At 37.3% G+C, this 19,918-nt stretch carries 23 protein-coding genes and 1 pseudogene; all 24 read right to left on the reverse strand.

Annotated features, from left to right (window positions below; genetic code table 11):
* Nucleotides 1-8: 8 nt before the first annotated feature.
* Nucleotides 9-434: a MarR family winged helix-turn-helix transcriptional regulator gene (locus RTW14_RS10270; protein ID WP_312650530.1), complete on the reverse strand. Its 426-nt coding sequence runs from the start codon at nucleotides 432-434 to the stop codon at nucleotides 9-11.
* A gap of 121 nt (nucleotides 435-555) precedes the next feature.
* Nucleotides 556-1,026 carry a metallophosphoesterase family protein gene (locus RTW14_RS10275; protein ID WP_312650534.1) on the reverse strand — a complete coding sequence of 157 codons (471 nt, stop codon included), beginning with the start codon at nucleotides 1,024-1,026 and terminating at the stop codon, nucleotides 556-558.
* A 134-nt stretch (nucleotides 1,027-1,160) separates the two neighbouring features.
* Nucleotides 1,161-1,607: an ethanolamine utilization protein EutQ gene (locus tag RTW14_RS10280; protein WP_312650537.1), complete on the reverse strand. Its 447-nt coding sequence runs from the start codon at nucleotides 1,605-1,607 to the stop codon at nucleotides 1,161-1,163.
* Between the two features lie 41 nt (nucleotides 1,608-1,648).
* Nucleotides 1,649-2,542: an ethanolamine ammonia-lyase subunit EutC gene (gene eutC / locus RTW14_RS10285; RefSeq protein ID WP_312650540.1), complete on the reverse strand. Its 894-nt coding sequence runs from the start codon at nucleotides 2,540-2,542 to the stop codon at nucleotides 1,649-1,651.
* A 13-nt stretch (nucleotides 2,543-2,555) separates the two neighbouring features.
* Nucleotides 2,556-3,923, reverse strand: a complete 1,368-nt coding sequence (gene eutB, locus RTW14_RS10290) for an ethanolamine ammonia-lyase subunit EutB (protein ID WP_312650544.1) — start codon at nucleotides 3,921-3,923, stop codon at nucleotides 2,556-2,558.
* Between the two features lie 135 nt (nucleotides 3,924-4,058).
* Nucleotides 4,059-5,420, reverse strand: coding sequence for a sensor histidine kinase (locus tag RTW14_RS10295; protein ID WP_312650547.1), 1,362 nt, complete (start codon nucleotides 5,418-5,420; stop codon nucleotides 4,059-4,061).
* Nucleotides 5,401-6,009, reverse strand: coding sequence for an ANTAR domain-containing response regulator (locus RTW14_RS10300; RefSeq protein ID WP_312650551.1), 609 nt, complete (start codon nucleotides 6,007-6,009; stop codon nucleotides 5,401-5,403). The genes RTW14_RS10295 and RTW14_RS10300 overlap by 20 nt, the downstream gene beginning before the upstream one ends.
* A 36-nt stretch (nucleotides 6,010-6,045) precedes the next feature.
* Entirely contained in the window at nucleotides 6,046-6,630 is a 585-nt protein-coding gene (locus tag RTW14_RS10305) for an ANTAR domain-containing response regulator (protein ID WP_312650557.1), read from the reverse strand.
* A gap of 194 nt (nucleotides 6,631-6,824) precedes the next feature.
* A complete protein-coding gene (locus tag RTW14_RS10310; RefSeq protein ID WP_312650560.1) occupies nucleotides 6,825-8,246 on the reverse strand; it encodes an APC family permease in 1,422 nt (473 codons plus the stop codon).
* 123 nt (nucleotides 8,247-8,369) lie between these two features.
* Nucleotides 8,370-8,657 (reverse strand): ethanolamine utilization microcompartment protein EutM, encoded by a 288-nt coding sequence (gene eutM / locus RTW14_RS10315; RefSeq protein ID WP_312650563.1) that lies wholly within the window; start codon nucleotides 8,655-8,657, stop codon nucleotides 8,370-8,372.
* A gap of 50 nt (nucleotides 8,658-8,707) precedes the next feature.
* Nucleotides 8,708-9,355, reverse strand: a complete 648-nt coding sequence (locus RTW14_RS10320) for a phosphate propanoyltransferase (RefSeq protein ID WP_312648417.1) — start codon at nucleotides 9,353-9,355, stop codon at nucleotides 8,708-8,710.
* A gap of 1 nt (nucleotide 9,356) precedes the next feature.
* Entirely contained in the window at nucleotides 9,357-10,868 is a 1,512-nt protein-coding gene (locus RTW14_RS10325) for an acetaldehyde dehydrogenase (acetylating) (protein ID WP_312650566.1), read from the reverse strand.
* A gap of 401 nt (nucleotides 10,869-11,269) precedes the next feature.
* A pseudogene (locus RTW14_RS18750) lies at nucleotides 11,270-11,521 on the reverse strand (BMC domain-containing protein); the annotation flags it as partial.
* A 30-nt stretch (nucleotides 11,522-11,551) separates the two neighbouring features.
* A complete protein-coding gene (locus tag RTW14_RS10335; RefSeq protein ID WP_312650571.1) occupies nucleotides 11,552-12,226 on the reverse strand; it encodes a cupin domain-containing protein in 675 nt (224 codons plus the stop codon).
* A 40-nt stretch (nucleotides 12,227-12,266) separates the two neighbouring features.
* Nucleotides 12,267-12,815 (reverse strand): BMC domain-containing protein, encoded by a 549-nt coding sequence (locus tag RTW14_RS10340; RefSeq protein WP_312650573.1) that lies wholly within the window; start codon nucleotides 12,813-12,815, stop codon nucleotides 12,267-12,269.
* Between the two features lies 1 nt (nucleotide 12,816).
* Nucleotides 12,817-14,145 (reverse strand): 4Fe-4S dicluster domain-containing protein, encoded by a 1,329-nt coding sequence (locus RTW14_RS10345; protein WP_312650575.1) that lies wholly within the window; start codon nucleotides 14,143-14,145, stop codon nucleotides 12,817-12,819.
* Between the two features lie 29 nt (nucleotides 14,146-14,174).
* Nucleotides 14,175-14,468, reverse strand: coding sequence for a BMC domain-containing protein (locus RTW14_RS10350; RefSeq protein ID WP_312650578.1), 294 nt, complete (start codon nucleotides 14,466-14,468; stop codon nucleotides 14,175-14,177).
* 26 nt (nucleotides 14,469-14,494) lie between these two features.
* Entirely contained in the window at nucleotides 14,495-15,712 is a 1,218-nt protein-coding gene (gene eutH, locus RTW14_RS10355; RefSeq protein ID WP_312650581.1) for an ethanolamine utilization protein EutH, read from the reverse strand.
* Nucleotides 15,713-15,750: 38 nt separating this feature from the next.
* On the reverse strand, nucleotides 15,751-16,026 hold the full coding sequence (locus RTW14_RS10360; protein ID WP_312650584.1) for a EutN/CcmL family microcompartment protein: 276 nt from the start codon (nucleotides 16,024-16,026) through the stop codon (nucleotides 15,751-15,753).
* A 31-nt stretch (nucleotides 16,027-16,057) separates the two neighbouring features.
* Nucleotides 16,058-16,858 carry an ATP-binding protein gene (locus tag RTW14_RS10365; protein WP_312650587.1) on the reverse strand — a complete coding sequence of 267 codons (801 nt, stop codon included), beginning with the start codon at nucleotides 16,856-16,858 and terminating at the stop codon, nucleotides 16,058-16,060.
* 30 nt (nucleotides 16,859-16,888) lie between these two features.
* Complete coding sequence (gene eutL / locus RTW14_RS10370) at nucleotides 16,889-17,539, reverse strand: ethanolamine utilization microcompartment protein EutL (protein ID WP_312650590.1); 651 nt, start codon at nucleotides 17,537-17,539, stop codon at nucleotides 16,889-16,891.
* 42 nt (nucleotides 17,540-17,581) lie between these two features.
* A complete protein-coding gene (gene eutA / locus RTW14_RS10375; protein WP_312650593.1) occupies nucleotides 17,582-19,012 on the reverse strand; it encodes an ethanolamine ammonia-lyase reactivating factor EutA in 1,431 nt (476 codons plus the stop codon).
* Between the two features lies 1 nt (nucleotide 19,013).
* Entirely contained in the window at nucleotides 19,014-19,469 is a 456-nt protein-coding gene (locus RTW14_RS10380; protein ID WP_312650596.1) for a EutP/PduV family microcompartment system protein, read from the reverse strand.
* A 14-nt stretch (nucleotides 19,470-19,483) separates the two neighbouring features.
* Nucleotides 19,484-19,837, reverse strand: coding sequence for a BMC domain-containing protein (locus RTW14_RS10385; RefSeq protein ID WP_312650599.1), 354 nt, complete (start codon nucleotides 19,835-19,837; stop codon nucleotides 19,484-19,486).
* Nucleotides 19,838-19,918 lie beyond the last annotated feature (81 nt).

A 19,918-nucleotide genomic window follows, 5' to 3' on the forward strand; every position in this document is an offset into this window, starting at 1 on the left:
TTAAATGGTTAATTTTCTTTTGTCATATTGCAGTATATTCGATGTAGCTGTTGAATAAATGCATCTTTTTCCTGATCTGAAAATCCTTCGAAAGCAAGGCCTTCAAGCTCATCAAATACAGAGTTGACTTTGCCTTGCATTTTTTCACCAGTCTCGGTTAAATAAACATACTGGGATCTTCTATTTCCGTTCAGGGATTTTCTTTCGATTAGTCCGTTTTCTTCCATCCGCCCAAGTAAACTTGTAACCGTAGCTGGTTCAATCTGACATGCAGCTGCTATATCTTTTTGAACACAGCCATTATGGTTCCCTAAATAATCTAACACCTTTGGCTGGCCTAAAGACAATTTGGTATCATTCAGTTTGGTAAATACTTTTTTATGTAATACAGCTTGGGTTATCATCATTAGATTATGGAAATTAATATCAATCATAGCTTTCTCCCGTATGTTTTTATTATAACTGCAATAATTAGACTTCTAACTGTTAGAATTCTAATCTATTATATATTATAGAAATACAATGTCAAGTACCTTTATAACTTTACATCATCAATTATTTCATCTCTGGATTCAATTCAATCTTTTCAATTTTCCATGCTCCACTTCCGATTGTCATAACTGCCATGCTTATAGACTGGTCAAACCGCCTTCTTCCGCAGCTTCCAGGGTTCAGCCATAGAACACCATCCTTTACATCTTCGTAATACTTGTGTGAGTGGCCAAATACGATTACATCCACATCATTCAAGTCTTTGGGTATAATTTTTTTATCATGCACCATATAAAACCTCACACCTGCTAGTTTAAATCTCAAATCATTTGGTAGATGCTCAGCCCATTCTTTATCATTATTACCACGGACAACATACAGAGGTGCAATCTTCTTCAGTTCATCAATAATCATTTGTTTGTTAATGTCGCCACCATGAACGATATAGTCACACTCCTGTAAAATATTCTTAACCTCTTCACGTAATAAACCGTGCGTATCAGAGATAATTCCTACTTTTATATCCTTATCCATACTATCACTCCTTTTTACCATTTTATCAGATATTGAACAGAATCACTATTTTAAATACAAAGAAACAGAAGCCAGTATATAAATACCGGCTTCTGTTTCTTGTATTTCAAAATTTATAAAAGGAGTACTTTACTTTAAACGATTTCATCCACCACATCTGCAGGGTAAACAAAATATGCATACCTTGTTGAACATGGAGTTTTGAAAATAACATGTGAATCCTTAGGAATCAAAATAATATCCCCTTCACAGCCAGTTACAGTTCTTCCATCAATTTCTATCTGAAGAATGCCATCTATAACATAATCGTATTCATCATAGGTTAATGTCCATGCTAAAGTGCCATCTCTATCAAGCTCCATTACTCCACAACCCATACGAGGTGCTTCTTCTAAACTGGTTGCCTGCTTTAAATAAACACCTGGTTGTTCCCACTGTTCCGCTTTAATAGACTTGGTCTTTATAACCATAACACCACTTTTATCTCTATGCTTTTTTATTCCATTTTCATCTGGAGTAACACAAGCTTCTGAAATAATAGTTTCTACTATTTTCTTTATGATTTCTTCATTAACAGCCATATAAACCCTTCTTTCTTATATTAATTCAATATAATTTTTTTCTATAACTGTAAACCTGTTCCGGAAGCCTTTTGCTGAATCATTTTTTTAACTACACTTGCAATATGTGCACCAGCTTCAACAGCGTTTGTTCCATTTTTATGTATATTGGAAACAACAGTTCTATTTGCTTCAGGCATACCTACATATCCATCATAAGTAATGTAAGCACTTAAGGATGCAAATGTAGACAATCCAGGTCTTTCTCCCAGTAAGATAATGGTTACCTTAGGCTTAATCATCTCAGTAATGGCATCCATGGATGGAACACGAGCATATTTTACAAAAAACGGTGTTCCTGCATTGATACCTTCCACTTTAAATCCTTGTTCCAATGATGGAAGCAAATCTTTAATATTTTCTTCAACAGCAGTACTGGAAAGTCCATCTGCCACGATTACCTGAACATCAGCATTCAATCTGCATTTACTCTTAATTTCTGCTTCTGCTTCTTTCGTAAATAACCTTCCAAGATCCGGACGAGTCATATACTCATATTTTGATTTACATACTGTACTTACAGAAAACAATCCATTTGCTATAACTAATTCTTCTGGAACATCATTTAGTACTGCATCCATTGCACCAGCATGATCTGCAAGCACACGTAAATAGGTTCCAGTTTTATATCTTGGACCACATCTTCCAACACCCAGACGCGCATCAGTCTTAGCCTTTATACGTAAGTATTCTTCTGGATTAGCTGCATTAGGAATTTCTAGATGCCTTGTATAATCATACTCTGTTATATCAGGTACTTCTTCATTGGATATCACTGTACTGCATTTCTCTCCGGAAAAAGTGCTGCCATTACCTGCAGCAGATGTTTGATTATTATCAATAGCCATCTTTTCGATAATCTGTTGTATCAGATTTTTTAATTGTTCTTCATTCATTATCCGTCTCCTCCTACTTTAAGAAAATAGAGCCATCACCTGCTAAATCTGTTAATCGGCCATTTTCATCCATTAAGCCTTTCTTTATCATCCATTGGTGGAATTCAGGCGCAGGTTTGCGGTTTGTCATGTCACGTAATGCTGCATCATCATGAAAACTAGTATCTTGGTAAGCAAGCATTACATCATCACCAACTGGTACTCCCATGTAATAATTTGCTCCTGCCATAGCCAAAAGCATCGTTGCCATCTGCTGATCATCCATCGTAATAGATGTGTGATTTGTAAAGCAAGGGGCCATTCCCATAGGAAGTCCTATCAATTTACCCATAAAATGATCTTCTAGATTAGCTCTAATCATTTCTTTACCATCAAAAATGGTTTCTGGTCCGATAAATCCGGAAACATTATTAACCATGAAAGGATTAAAATATCTAGCAAAGCCATAAGTACGAGCTTCCAGGGTCATTTCATCAACACCACAGTCGCATCCAACTGAAACTTCTGAACCCTGACCAGTTTCAAAATAAAGTAGGTTAGGACCGGAACTAATCCCATGTTCATAAGCCGCTTTATACCCTTCATGTAACAACTCTTTATTAACACCAAAGTTGTCATTCGTTAGCTGATTCCCTGCAATTGACTGGAAGATCATTGAAAGAGGTGCTCCCTTTTTAATTGCATCTATTTGTGTAGTTATATGGGACAATACGGTTATCTGTGTAGGAATGTCATTTTTACAAATAAATTCATATAATGCATCTGCAATTCTTCTTGTACTGTCTACATTATCTTCAACAGGATTTATTCCTAGACACGCATCGCCACTGCCGTAACTGATGCCCTCCATAACACCTAAAAGAATAGTCTCTGGATTGTCTGTAGTACTATTCGCCTGACAACGATACGAAAGTGTACCAGGTTGTCCTATTTCAGTATTGCAGCGAGTTATTCGATTAATCTTACTAGCTCCATACACCAAATCCATTGATCCCATGATTTTAGCAACAGCTGCTACAACTTCTCCTGTAAAGGCTCTTGAAGCTCTTGTCAAATCATCACCTGTTGTATGGTAATCAAGAATCCATTCTCTTAGCTCCCCTATTGACATAGACTTCATCTTTTTATATACCGGTTGATTTAAACCATCAATATTTACTCTGGTAACTTCATCTTTTTCATAAGGGATAGTAGGGTTTTCTACTAAATCCTCAATTGTTAGATTGGCAAGGACAATTTTAGCTGCAACTCTTTCTGTTTCGTTACTTGCTGCAATTCCCTGCAGACGGTCACCTGACTTTGGTTCATTGGCTTTAGCTAAAACATCGTTAATGTTACGAAATTGAAATATTTCTCCATTGAGTTTTGTTTTTAATTTCATCTTCTTTATCCTTTCTTTTGAATTCTATATGCAAAAAGCTCAGAAATAGTCATTACACTACTTCTGAGCTTCATCGCTTCAAACTTTATTAATCCATATTCCTATACGGAATTACAGACTTTTTCTTATTAATTATTATTCAATAAAATCAAATTGTACTTTTGTTCCTGAATTTCCGGTATCAATAATTAATTCACCGTCTAATCTCTCTGAAACCATAATGTTAATTAATTCCAACCCCGAAAATTTCTTAGGGCTTCTATCAACTCCAAAACCAATTCCATTGTCTTCCACAACAATCGTCGAGCTTATTTCGTCTTTGTTTATGTCGACCAGGATTTTACCTTCAGTTCTGTTTTTAAAGGCATACTTCAGAGCATTATGAATCAGTTCATTGACAACTAGTCCAATGGTCACGGCTTTCTCCCCAGAAACGCAAATTGGGTCACCTTTTATTTCAAATTCTATTGATAAATAAGGACTAGCTTCAGCTGAAATCATGGCGCTACATATTCCTTTTATCATTTCTTTAATTTCTACTTCATCCTGAAATGAATCTATGCTTTCTCCTAAAGTGGCTAATACTGACATCAATCTTCCTGCTGCTTCTTTATAGGCTTGTGCCACTTCTACAGAATTTGTTTTAGAAGCTTTCTCATTATATATTCCAGAAACTAACTGGAGGCTATTTTTAAGTCTGTGTTTCAGTTCCTTATAAGAAATCTTGATTTTATTATTTTCTTTTTCAAGCAATACTACATTTGTAATATCTTCAATAATCAGAGCATACTTTACTTCATCTGAGTTCATGGGAACTTTGGTTCCCTGCAAGGTATGACCACTGATATTTAAGGTATTTACTTCCGTGTCTTCAGATTCCGGAACGCACCAGAGATTTCCCACATACATGTCCAGAATATCATCTACATATCCTAGATTTTTATAAAGTGCTTTCGCTGCTCTGTTACTATAGCATATATTATCTTTATGATTTATCAAAACAGCCGCATCCCGGATAAATTCCAGTAAATCTTCTTTATTGATTGATTCAAAACGGGCTAAACTTGGTGTCTCATCCTCAGGGCTTTTATACTCGTCTTCTATAATTTTTTCATAAATTAAAACAGCAATTACTTTTTCTTTAAAAATAATAGGGAACGCAGATTGAACAACATTCCTGTTATCCGGCACGTGTAAAGCTTTTACTCCTGTAGTCGGCAGTTTTAGATGAAACGTTCTGTCCAACGCAGGCTCATTTTCCCATTTGATTAACATACCTAATAAGTGCTCTTTATAGGCAGATGCTACTGTACTCGGCTTAGCCTCGGCTATAATTACCGTTGTTTTCCCTGTATATGTTTTGCAGTCAATAAAGACATCTGCCTTTTCCTGATCTGCCATCATCTGCATCTTATCTATATACGTTTCTAAATATGCTATTTCTTCTTCATTCAAATCCGTGTATTTATGGAACAATTTATAATTCACATCGTTCATCGCTATGCCTCTGACCTACCAATAAATAGTGTGCTACACACTCCATAGAAACCTGTTTACGCCTGCTCAATTCTCTAATTATTTCATAAGCTTTATCTTCTGAAACATTTTTACTTTCCATAACTATCAATTTAGCTCTGTCAATAATGTCTCTTGTATCTCTTCTTTTTTTGATTTTCTGGATATCTTTACTTAAAAGATAGCAATCTTTACTTTTCTCTAAACAAACTTCAATTGTAGGAACAATCAGGCTAAAATCAATAGGTTTGGTCAAATATCCTGTTGCACCCGCCATAATAGCTTCGTTTACATATTCCTTATCGTCAAATGAGGTTAACATTACAATGCACTTTGCAGTTTTTTCCTGTGCAACAATTTTGGCTACTTTAATCCCATCCATAATGGGCATCTGGATATCAATAATTGCAATATCTGGATTAAATTCCTTACATTTCTCCACAATTTCCAAACCATTTGGTGCTTCTGCCACAACTTGGTATATAGTACCTTTAAAAAATTCTTTCAATGAATTTCTAAAATTATTGTCATCATCTGCAATAACAACTGTTTTAAGCTGATGGATAGCCATAATGCTCCTCCTAATAACACACTTACTACATAAACATTATACCTTGCTTTTACCTTCACATAGAGAACAAATTACGTCTGCTAGCTCTGATAGTTCCTTATTGTTATTCAAACTTAATTCTTTTAAATATTCTAGTGCTTCTTCCTCAGTCATATTCTTTTCAGTCATAAATATATGGGTTGCACAATGAATGGATCGATTGTCATAAAACTCTTTTTCCATTTCTTCATATTGTTTTTGCAGCTTTAATTTTCGCTCATTCCGTGCCAGTGCCATAGATAAACATGGAATAAGGTTCCTCCTGCTTATAGGTCTGGAAACAAATGCATCTATTTCATATAGATCTACTTTAGAAAGATTTGCAGTCCAATCACTATCTATTACAATGATTACTTTAGCTAATTTATGCTCCGCAATGTAATGAATTGTTCGAATACCATCTAAAAGTGGTAAATCCAAATCAATTAATAATATATCCGGGCGCTCATTCTCACATTTTAATACAGCTTCTATAGCATTCCCTACTTCATCATTTACTATGTACTCTTCTACAGTAAGCAATTCTTTGATATTATTCCTATCTACGCTATCTTTCACAGCTAATAATACATTATTTCCCAAGTCCTAATATCTTCCTTTCATTTGCTTAATATATACAAAAGCGCACCTAAATAAACATATCTAGGTGCGCTCCATCGCGTCATCATAGTTAGCGGACCCACTTCAATGTGTAGTTCACTAGCAATATAATACAATAGCTCAAATATATTGTCAATATATTTGACTGAAAAAGGTTGTAAGCATTTATGATAATTTTATAGATTGTTATCCCTATTTATGACGTTCACCTGCGGCTTAACAATACTATGTTTTTTTTCGAATGCGGTATAAATGAAAAGGGGTATGTACAAAAGTAAAATAGCAACTGCAACTATAGTTGAACTCCAGCCAGCATCCAGACTATTTATATAAATAAGTCCGATTACATATAGAGGTACATCAATAATAGCAAAGGTCAGTGCAATCCAACACCATACACTTGGCAGATTCACCCCATCTTTTTTCTCGCTGGACTTGTTCTTTTCTTTTTTATACTTAACATAGGAATACATACCTAATCCATTTGCTATAGAATAGCCTATGGCAGATGCTGCAACAATAGCGGATGGTTTTCCTAAAAATAATAAGCTATAATTCAAAATTATTACAGCAATCATAGCATTTTGTGGTACACCATGCTTGTTTACATTCCCAAAAAAAGCAGGTAGATTTTTCTCTAACGCCATAGAATGCATTGCATGAGAAGCGCCTAAAAAAGCTGTTTGTATTACAGATACCATAGCAACTATAATAGCCATAACACTTATCATTACCCCTGCTCTTCCAAAGCTGTACTCTGCTAACAAAAGCATCGGTGGCTGCGCGGCATTAATAACACCATCTACCCCCAGTACTGCAATACATGCCGTCTGAACGAGGATATACACTACTAAACATACGATTCCACAACTACATATTGCTTTCAGTACATCTTTCTTAGGATTTCTATATTCGGGTCCATAAACAGCAGCAGTTTCCCATGCACAAGCACTCCATTCTGCCATTCCAAATATTCCAAATAATAATATGATGTGATGTGTATCAAGAGTAAAATCAGGTGGAATCCAATTACTCGTAATATTTGAAATATCTGCTCCCCCCCAAATGAAAGGTACCACCGCTAAAACAATCAGTGGCAATAGTGAAACAATGTTTAAAACATATCCAGCCATAGCACTGTTTTGCAGCCCCTTTTTGTTTGTAATAAAAAGCCCAAATAAAACAATAGTTGCTACACATAAAAATAGTATTGGTTTTGCAATGCTATTTAAATTAGTAAAGTAACCCGTTAGAAATTCAACTATTGATAATATAAATATGGCTGGGATTGGTCCCCATCCAAACCAATAGCTCCATGCACTAAATCCCCCTGTAAATTTAGCCAGCTTGTTTTCTCCAGATCCAAGAATCTTCTGTGCATATCCTGGCAGACCCGATGCATCGGGAAAATCTACAGCCATTTCTGCATACGCAAGATTCTGGAAAAAGCCCTGTATGATGGATAGACCCCATACAACTATGGAAAATCCCCACATGTAATCAGTAAAATATACTATTGACGGTAGTATAAGCATTGGTACGCCCAGTGATATTGACAATCCTGCAACCCAACTAAGTTTTTTCGAATTATTTGCCACAAATCTTACCTTCCTTTATCATCAATTATTGTTTTTTATTTTATCGTAAAAGCATAACAAGTCTCCCCATTTTTGAAGAGACTTGCCATTTAAGACTAAATTAAATTTTAATTATCCCTCAGCTTATTTCACGATTTTTGCTGCAGGAAGAATCGTTTCAACTTCAGCATGTGGTCTTGGAATTACGTGTACTGAAATCAATTCGCCAACTCTCTGAGCAGCAGCAGCGCCAGCATCTGTAGCAGCCTTTACAGCTCCAACGTCTCCTCTTACCATTACAGTAACTAGTCCGCCACCTACGAATTCTTTACCGATTAATGTAACGTTTGCAGCCTTTACCATAGCATCTGCAGCTTCAATTGAACCAACTAAACCCTTTGTTTCGATCATTCCTAATGCATCATATTTCATCTTAAAATCCTCCTAAAAATTTTTATTTTAAATTTAATTTATTTAACACTTTATTTGATTATTGTGATTTTTGCTGATGAACCTAAGCCCATTGCATTTGCTTCTTCTGTGTCAATATGACATTCCAGCGCAGAAGCATCATTTGCCCTTATAGCAACATGGCTATACATACCACCTCTTGGACCTTCAACCTGTATACATACAGTCTGTCCGTCATGTACACCAAAGCGCTGGGCATCTGCTGGTGTCATGTGGATATGCCTCTGAGCTACAATCAGACCTTGTGAAGTCTGAACGGAGCCTCTTGGGCCTATAATAGTAATTCCTGGTGTTCCTGTTAAATCACCTGATAGTTTTGCCTGAGAAGGAACTCCAAGTTTAAAACAGTCTCCAGTTAAAACCTCAACCTGAGTCTTGCTTCTTACTGGACCAAGAACTCTGATTTTTTCAATAGCACCCTTCGGACCACAGATTGTTACTGTTTCCTTGCATGCATACTGTCCAGGCTGTGATAAATCCTTCATCTTTGTCAGCTGGTATCCTTCGCCAAACAAAGCATTTAAATCTGCCTGTGAAAGATGAATGTGCCTGTTTGAAACGCCTACAGGAATTTCGTTGGAATTTTCTGTTGGCTGAGCGGTTACGCTACCTTGTACAGCTTCTAGTAAAAGCTTTAATACAGCTTCACATTTATCCATACTAGTTAGCCCCCTTCATTGCGCTTACTAACTGATTAACTAGACTCATCAAATCTTCCTGATTTAATCCTTCTTCTTTAGCAGCTTCTGTGCAATGAGCATTAGTGCAGCCACTTGTAAGTTCAGGATGGTTAAATGTAGGATCATCAGATGCCAATGTTGTACAGTCCTTTAATCCATAGGCAACTCTCTTAATGTTTATTAAGTGCATTGGCGTTACGTTTTCTGAAGTTGCACTTCCACCCCAAGTACCGCAGCCTAATGTGAATGCAGGCATAAGTCCTGTACTTGCACCAGTACCACCCATAGTACCCCCGGTATTAACCAGAATACGGGATGCTGGTTTAGCCGCAAACTTCATGACTATATCCCTGTCTTCAGTATGAAGGCTCATGGTATGTCCAATACCATTCTGAAGTAATGCGATGCTTAATTCACATGCTTCATGCCAGTCTTTAACCGTGTAGAAACCAAGTACGGTTGTAAGCTTTTCATAGGAAAGTGGATATCCATCACCAACACCACCCTGTTCACCAATCAGAACTCTTGTGCCTGCTGGGATTGATACTCCTGCTGCTTCTGCAACAACATCAGCAGATCTTCCTACAAATTTAGCATTCATGCTGTGGCCATTCTTAAATAACAGCTTGCATACCTTAGCAGTTTCTTCAGCGGTCATGAAGTAACCGCCCTGTTTCTTGAATTCAGCAACTACAGCATCACGGTTGCATTCTTCGCAGATAATTGACTGTTCAGAAGCACATATTGTACCATTATCAAAAGTCTTACTTGCCATGATGTTCTTGACAGCCTGTTCAATTTTTGCAGTTCTTTCAATGTAAGCAGGTGAGTTACCAGCACCAACTCCAAGAGCAGGCTTACCAGCACTATATGCTGCCTTTACCATTCCAGGACCGCCTGTTGCAATAATGATAGCAACTTCTTTAGCATGCATCAGTTCATCTGTAGCAGCCATAGAAGGCATGGAGATACACCCAATAACATTCTCAGGAGCACCAGCTTCTACTGCCGCCTGATATATTAATTCTGCAGCTTTCATTGTGCACTTTGCAGCGGAAGGATGTGGTGAAAATATAATTGCATTTCTTGACTTAATTGCAATGATTGCCTTATAAATCGCTGTTGAAGTTGGATTGGTTGATGGAACAATCCCCATAACCAGACCAACCGGGTCAGCCACCTCAATAATCCTATTTACTACATCTTCCTGAACCACACCAATAGTTTTCATGTCTTTGATTGCGTTGTACACCATAGTGGATGCCATATGATTCTTGTAAGTCTTATCTGCAACTCTTCCAAACCCAGTTTCTTCTACAGCCATCTGAGCCAGGCATACTGCATTTTCCTCCGCTACACGCACCATATTTCGCAGAATTTTATCAATCTGCTCTTCTGTGTAAGTGGCAAGCTTGTCTGTTGCAATTTTGCCAAGACGTGCAAGATTTCTTACTTCCTGTACTGAACGTAAATCATAATCAAAATTTTCCATTTTGTGATTCCTCCTTTCTTTTTGCTAAGTATATATTTGTTTAGTCATTTAGCAAATTAGTGCTGCTCGTAATACTTCTTAAATTCTTTAATTAACAAATTCTTATCTGCCTTGGAAATTAATCTTCCAGCTATGCCGAATTCCTTAAACTCACGAGCTAAATTTCTTAACTTTGTCACTTTAAGCTTATCTAAAACTTCCAGTGCTTTTTCCATACTGCTTTCTTTTACCAGTTTATCCAGGTCTTCTTTGTGTATTTCATTTAAATCAGAATCTAAACTGGTTTCAACAATCTCCTCTGCTACACAGACTTCTTCTATCTCTTCTGCCACAGGTACTTCTTCTTCAGCAGTTTCTTCATTTATCTTTATCTTTGAAGTAGGATATATAACCTTATTTCCAACTTCTTCATGTGGTCTTGGAATTACATGCACCGAGATTAATTGACCAACTCTCTGCGCAGCTGCTGCACCAGCATCTGTTGCGGCTTTAACTGCACCAACATCTCCCTCGATAATTATTGTAACCAAGCCACCCTTTACAAAGACTCTGTCCACTAAACTTACATTTGCTGCCTTAAGCATAGCATCTGCACTTTCAATAGCTGCAATCAGTCCTTTTGTTTCTATTAACCCGAGCGCTTGCATTTGCATTTACATACCTCCTAAAATCCGGTTCTGCCTCTAGTAAGTAGCATAAAAAGCTTTCATCTTATTAGGCGAACCAAAGGCTACCTTAGCTCCATTAGGGAAGAATACAGAATCTCCTGGCTGTGCAGTATATACCTTACCATTTACAGTTACTGTCAATGTACCTTCCATGATATGATAAAGTTCTTCACAAGCACATTCCCAGTCAAACTGGCAGTTTTCAATTGTAATGAATCCTGCGTTCATGGAGCATCCATCATTTTTATTGATGATTTCCTGATAAAATACTTTATCAGATGGATTTCCTGTATCTAGTGCTTCATACTGTACTGTGTTTCCGCGAACAATCTTCAGTCCGCATGAATCATGTTCAGCAGCATACGGTTTCCCACCAACAATTGAATCAAATGCTCCCTGTAATAAGCCTTTTTCTAGTAAAGTCTTCAATGCAGTGTAAATCATGTTTGTATCGATTTCATCGTTACAAGCTTTTGCTGATTCAGTAGCGGATACTGCAGCTTCACTTACTGACGCTACGGGAGTTTCACACGCAGTTGGTGCTGGAGCTTCCTTAGAAAATGTAATTCCACAAGCTCTTGCTGCGTCCTTTGCAGATGGGGTCAATATTGTGTCTTTATCAATATAGATTACTTTCTCTCCCTGCTTTTCCAGGGCCTCAACATCTTTTGCACAAATTAATCTTTTCATTTGGCTTCACACTCTTTCATATTTTAAAGTTTTTTACCTTTTAGAACAAAGATGGTATCAGTTTGTCAGACACCGAAGGTATCACTTCAGCATTGACTAGCAAACCTTTTTGCTCTGCTATCGTTCTCCCCGTTTCAACACCTGTTTGTACAGCTGCAACATCACCTGTGAATGTAAAGAAGGCTTTTCCCCCTAAACCATTGCCCAGACGAAGTTCAAGCGGTTCAAGTTCCGCAGACTTTAAAATTGCATCAGCAGCAATAACCATAGTAGACATGGAGAAGGATTCTAAAATACCCAGTGCTTCAATTTTTTCAGGCATTGTTGCTCCAGTAATCGCTGGAAAAACCTGAGGATTTACATTTGGTATAATAATCGAATCAATCCAAAATTCTCCTGCTACCTTTTCCCCAATCTGAACTGAATCTTCAACAGCTGCAACGTCTCCATGAACAATTGCTATGTATTTACCAGGGCAAGTGGAACAGGCCGTGACTATTTCAACATCTGAAATCTTTACCATCTGGTCTGCTGCATAAATACCACGTGCAATACTTGTAAATTCAACCATTCCTATTGCGTTTGCCATGTTAATCCCTCCTTATTGCTATAAAATCATTTCCGCTTTCAGTTATTGTACCGGAAATGCTTGCATGAATTGCAGCTCCCAGACTATCTTCTCGAATTTTACCGATTAATTGTCCTGCCTGTACATGTTCACCAACGGATACTACAGGAACTGCCGGTACTCCTACATGTTGTCTTGTTGCAATACGCACAACTAAAGGAGTCAGGGAAGTGTCCGTCATAGGTGCTGGTTTGTCAAAATCATGTAACCCAATTCTGGCAATAAGTCTCTTACTTGGGACTAAACGATGTTCACGAGCACTACGTGCTTCAAATACTTCCTTAGTTGGTTTATATCTTATAATTTGTTCTGCCAGCTTTTCTCTAAAGAAATTATTTGCTGCCTTTGGATATAACCCTATAGGACAGGCGAACAATTCACATAAATTACACTGGCAGCACAGTTGTGCTACCTTCTGAGCTTCCACATCCTTTAAATCGTAAGCTAAAGCCCGCATCATCTTATGTGGCTGTGTAGCATGTCCCAGTAAGAATCTTGGACACATATCTGTACACATACGGCACTGTTCACAGGAAGCTCTGTTTATTCTCTTTGCCTGTTCTTTTGTTGCTGTTTTCCTTCTGATTAATGGATGGTTTTTCTTTAATATAACAAAACCTTTATTCTTCTTTGTAACAAAACCATCCAGATTACCCATAACAGGGCCCATCATAGGACCGCCATCTATAACTGCGTAATCATCAAAATTTTCTATACCACTCAGTTTCAGTACATCTATAATAGGTGTTCCTACAGAGACCTTTACTGTCAGGCGGTTTGGTATGTCCCCTGCAACTGTGATATATTTTTCAGTAACAGGTTTACCTGCAGATGCATAAAAAATGTTTAATGCCGTTTCTGAGTTGATTACTACACATCCTACCTGAATAGGAATACCCACTTCAGGAACTACTCTGCCTGTTAATTCATAAACTAAAACCTGTTCATCACCTGCTGGATAAATATCTGGAAGTAATCCTACTTCTACATAATCTCCAGCCTGCAATTCTTTAATTCTATCTTGCAAGATAGCAATTACTTCTTTATGTTTTCCTTTAATGCCTATTATGGCCTTATCGGCATTTACCAGCCTACCTGCTGCTTCAAAGCCTTTAATGATCTCATCGGGAAACATCTCCATCAGCTGTTGGTCCACTCGTAACAATGGCTCACACTCAGCTCCGTTAAGAAGTATATAATCCGCTTTTGATGCTAACTTTGCATGGGTAGGAAATCCTGCCCCGCCTGCACCAATAATGCCGGCTTCTTTTACCATATCAAGAAGACTCATTTTATAAACCTCCTACCTGAAAGTACAATCTAAATATTTTCCCACTTTCTTTTTATCTCTTCCAATGCTTCTTCAACTGCAGCTGTTTGTCCAAAGATTGCTAGCAAAATCATATTTTGAGGGCAACTTCCTTTTATTTCTTCTACTGTGACCCCCACAGCTTTTTCTGCTATATCAGAGGCAACAATCATTTCAATCATCTTACCCTGTACAAGGCCAACCGCATCCAAACAAGGAGGGAGTGTATTACAGCCTGTACCTTTTCTACGCATTAGAATGTTAATTGTTCCCTCTGATGGGGACTTTATTATACGAAGTTCCATTTATATTACCTCTTAAAGGTGCGGCATTAAGCTGCAGTTGAGTCTTCTTTAGCCTGCAGCGCCTCAATTTGTCTTGCCTTAGGTACAGCAATTTTTGTTGCAATATATACAGACAAACAACCTGCGATTAATTTACCAGCCATGACAGGTAAAATCAGTGTTGGCTGGAAATTGGCCGTAAATGAAAGGTGGTCACCAATTAAGAAGGCACTGCAAACTGCAAATGCTAAACATTTAACTTTATCTTCTGCCTTCATATCACCAATCAGCTTATATAATGCAATGGCGTTAGCTGCACCCGCAAGGATTCCAGCAACAGCATCCTTTGAAAGCCCACAAACTTTACCTATAGCCTCCAGTGGTTTGCTTAGATATTTAGTAAGTAGATATACCATAGGGAATGCACCGCAAAGCATAATACCAATATATCCGGCAATTTCTAATGCTCTGTTGCAGTCTGCTGCATCAGCAAGAATTGGCTCAAATCCCCATGCTCCAAAGATCTTTGAGAATATTCCTGTAAAGTACTCAATGATGCATAGTGTAAGAATTAAAGTAAGTGCACAATCCATTACTTTTCCGAATACAGCAAATCCTTTAATCATCTTATCTGGTATTATCATAAGACCAATAGCAATTGCTACGCAAATAATAATAAGTGGAATTAAGTTTTTGAATATTAGCATAAATGATAAGGCTAACTGATATGTTCCATCACCACTTGTTGCAACAGTTTCTCTAATCATTGGGTTTGTTAAAGCGATAATCACACTAGAAATTAAAACACCTACTGGAATCATTAAAAATCCAGACATCATTCCAAGTGCTAAATAGGGTCTGTCTTTTTTATTCAGCATCTTTAAAGCAACTGGAATATTGTAAACGATTGTTGCACCTGCCATATAACCGGTAATCTCAGCCATGATCCATGATTCTCTAGTCGCAGCTAAAGCGTCAGCCAGCTGATACCCTCCCATGTCTACAGCAATAAATGTTGTTGCTGCCATGGACGGGTCCGCACCGATTGCCTGAAAAGCAGGTCCAAAGATTACCTTAACTAAAGCAGTTAAATAAGGAGCTGACGCCATTACGCCTGCTACAGGAATAAAAATTGCACCTATTGCATAGATACCTTCTAGAAACTGATTACCCAGTTCACTTCCTTCTTTAAATATGTAAGCTAGACATCCAGCTAAAGCACAAGCCATAATAATATAAACAATTATTTGTCCAAATAATACCATTAGTTACCTTCTCCTTTTCTTTAGAGTTAAATTACTACTCATAAACTTATAACATCTTGACCATCTACTATACCTATAATTGTTGCATCGACAGGGATGTTAGAACCGCCCACCGGCATACGTGCTGAACTTCCTCCAACATATATTACTTTTTCATTCACACCTGCGCCAATGGTATCAGCAGCAATAATTGGTGGGCCAATGGGTGTATTATCGATAATATTTAGTGGCTGTACAATCATAAGTTTTAATCCTTCAAGTTTTTCATCTTTTCTAGTTGCCCAAATATTACCGATCACCATTCCTGCTTTCATCTGCCTTAACCTCCTTTCACTATAATTTGTCTTAATATCTGTTATAATCATCCGCTAAATAACGGCAAATCATTATATGTAACACACTGGAAAGCCGATTGAATGTTTCAATAATGTCCATTCTTTCATATTTTTTACCATTATGAAAAGCTTCTGCTGCCGAAACTTCAACCTCTCTAATTGCTGCCCTTAACTGATTTAACATGGCATAAACTTTACCCATAGAGTAATTTGGTAAAACCATTTGTTTTATTTTATAAAACTTCATGGGATTATGAGAATGTTCTCTGATCTCAGCATGAGTTAGTCCCAAAATCTGTTCATTTACTAAGGGGTTATTCAATACATCACAACCCATAATTTCGTACAGCAGCTTCAATACCTGGTCCAAATCTCCAATCAGTTTTTCTTGTCCACCCATTTCTGCTAAAATAGTCTGATCCAGCACAACCAATGCTTGAAGGCTGTCCACTTTTCCTCTAAGATGAATCCTTGGATGATCTTTTGTTACTAAAAAGTTGTCATATAACTGAGTCATATGTTCAGGTTTCTCATAGTAGTAAGCTCCTGTCTCATAATCAATATATTTTGGGGGCTTAACCTTTTCTTCTGTATTTCCTCTTAGTTGCCCCTGGGATATTGATGAAGCTACCGTTTTTTCCTCAATTTCCTTATTTTTTTCTTTCTCACTACCATTAACAACCTCAATTTTACGTTCTCTTAAAAAGCCTATTGCTGCCGGTGTAAGTTTTTTGTCTTCGTCTAAGTAAAATACCTTCATTTCTGATGTACGCAATTCGTTTCTTAAATCGGACTCTGTTATGACTTTCAAATCATTACCTCCTTTTATGGTACATCTCCTTTAACCAATCGGATTCTCAGCTACATATACTACTGCATTGGCAAATGCTTCACATGCAGCTTTGCATGCTGACTGACTGCCTGTCAAAAGAGCTCCTCCAAAGTTTGTTTCTGAAGGTGGTGCATATAACACACAAAGGCTTACTGCTGCCGCTTTTAATGCAGCATCAACAGCATACATCGATTCAATTGGAGGTGCAATCAGATATGCAATTGCCTCTCCTTCTTCAATACCAGCGCCTTCTGAGAGATATGATCCCGTTCTTGAGATACATTGTGCGTAGTAAATAATAGAATTTTCTTCATTTGCTGAAATAAAATGAAGTTCATTTTCAATCATTTCCATACAGGCTTCAAGTCCGCTTTTAACTTCGGCTGGATTTGGACCTGCCAAAATGCCAATAATTTCACCTGCCAACTTTGTATTTGCATTGTCAGCGCCACCATAAAAACTCTTGGCATATACTACTTTAACATCCGCTTTTTTAGTTGCTTCGTCCAATGCTGTATAAGTAACATCATCACAATTTGTAGTAATTAATGCCAAAGATTTCTGGTCTGATGCCAGATTTAGTTCCTTCGCCATGCTTGGACTTACATTTGAAATAATTTTTGTTGCTAAAACTGAAGTTTTAATTATATCACCTTTCATTCGTTCCCTCCTTAAAAATATCTATTTTTTCTTCATATAAAGTTATGAATTAAAAATTAATGTTTTAGTTACTACAGGAACCACATTGCCTTGAGCAAGAGGTTCTCCTATATCAATGTAGTCACCATTATTTGTGTGAATACTGTCTAAACAAATTACGTCTTTACTACGGTTTAGTAATAAATTTATTGAATTGCCCAATACCTTCGCTACATCACTTTCAATAATTATAATAAGAGGATGCGGGCCATCTATGATTTCCTTTGCCCCAGTTACAATGGCATTTGCCAACCTCTGAATATCTACAAATGATTTATAGGATTCTCCCACTAATGCAATTGCCACAATATCTAACTTCTGTTCTGTATAATAAACAGGTAACTTTTCCTTAATGGTTTTTATAATGCTTTCTTCTGATATTTCCTCAGCCTCACTAATTTTTAGCACGGGAATATTTTTAATGGGTAGGTTTTCTTTACTATATGATATAGTACTACCGCTTACATCCGTTGTATGAGTACCAGCACCAACGACAGTAGCTCTTATGGTTTCTTCTGGTTGAAATTTCTTTAAAGCACCTAAAAGTGCATTATTTTTTATTGCTTCACCAAGAAGCACCCCAATATCCCCATATTTAAATACATCTGATCCATTTTCATTATAAACACAATCAGCCACACCACCTGAATAAGTAATTGCACTAATCTGGAGATCATCATTAAAAGTTTTACCGCCATTGGTATACATGGCTTGATGAAATCCGTCAGGCTGCATTAAATGAAGTGCTTGTGCCAGCTGATCCGCCATTAAAGCGCAAATTCTCCGAAGCACACCTTCGTCTGCATAATCTCCCTCATTAACAGTTATGCCGTTCCGTTCGGCTAACTCTTTAATTTTTTTATAAATATATGTAATTCTACCATTGCTGATTTTAATCAGCCGTCCACCAATGTCCAAGCATACAGTTCCTTTTAAAATCCCTTTGCTAAAGGCAGCAATATTACTGGTACCCCCTCCAATATCTATATTGGCAATATTTAAAGCTCTTTCCTTTGATATCTTATCGGTGCCTGCACCTTTTGCGGAAAGAACAGATTCCAAATCTGGACCCGCAGTAGCTACTACAAAATCACCAGCCATTTCACTTAGAGCAGATAAGACTTCATTGGCATTATCTTTCCTTGCGGTCTCACCAGTGATAATAACCGCCCCTGTTTGTAAGTCTTCTGGTTTAAATCCAGCTTTTTTATATTCTTCCGCTACAATTTCTTTTACTTTCGAAGCATCAATTTCATGTTGTGATTTTAAAGGTGTAAAATATATATCGCTTCGATATATTACTTCCTTATCAACAATACTAATTCTTGGTACGGAATAACTATTAGCCAGATTTTCAATAGTCAGGCGGCTAAATATTAATTGTGTCGTTGATGTTCCAATATCAATGCCTGTACTCAAAATTTTTTCCTGCATATCAGTCTCCCCTCTGCGTATCTTTTTCAAAAGACTTTACTAGTTCTTCAAAGCCAGTTCCTTTCATACTACTTGTTACAAAAATTTCTTGTGCTCCTGCAAATTTCAAATATTGCTTTGCATGCTCTATCTGCTCATCCTTTGCAATATCTGATTTTGTAACCACACCTACACAAGGCTTACAGTACATGCTTGCATAACCTGGTGGGAACATGGTTCCATCCTCAGTAGCATCTTGAACCAACATAATCATGTCTGCATCCGTTGCTGACACTGAAAGTGCTCCTCGTAAGTATCTTCGTTCTAAATATTCTCCTGGTGTATCAATCATCTGGTCATTTATTAAATGTACCGTCTGGGTTTTATAGTACTTTATTTCTTCTTTATTCACATACTGGCAAAGTGTTGTTTTGCCTGCCATTGACCGTCCAATCAAAATAATTCTTTTCTTATCCAATTTGACACTTCCTCTTAAGATCTAGTGATTGCAGTAGAAGAAAATCCCATGGAATCACATAAAACAGAAATAACTTGTTTTATGGAGGCTTCAACTGCTGAAACATCTCCCGTTATAACTACAGATCCATTGAAGCGATCTACAAACCCTATTTTTATATCTGCCGCCTTACAAGCTACATCTACTGCAATAATTGCAGCTTCACTTGGTGTAATTGTAAAAATCCCTACGGCGTCTGCTGTGGCATCAATAAGCCCCACCTTCTGGTATAAATCCTCCACTGGATGTGGAATTACATGGGCCAATGTCACCTGTTTGCCTGGTACAAACTCCTGAATAATCCGTTCTTTATCATCAAATGCTCCCATAATTTTTACCACTCTTTCATACAAAATAATGTGTGTAAACAAAAAAGTGCCTTGGATATAAATATCCAAGGCACTACACCA

Source organism: Aminipila sp. (assembly GCF_032051575.1).
Lineage (GTDB): Bacteria > Bacillota > Clostridia > Peptostreptococcales > Anaerovoracaceae > Aminipila.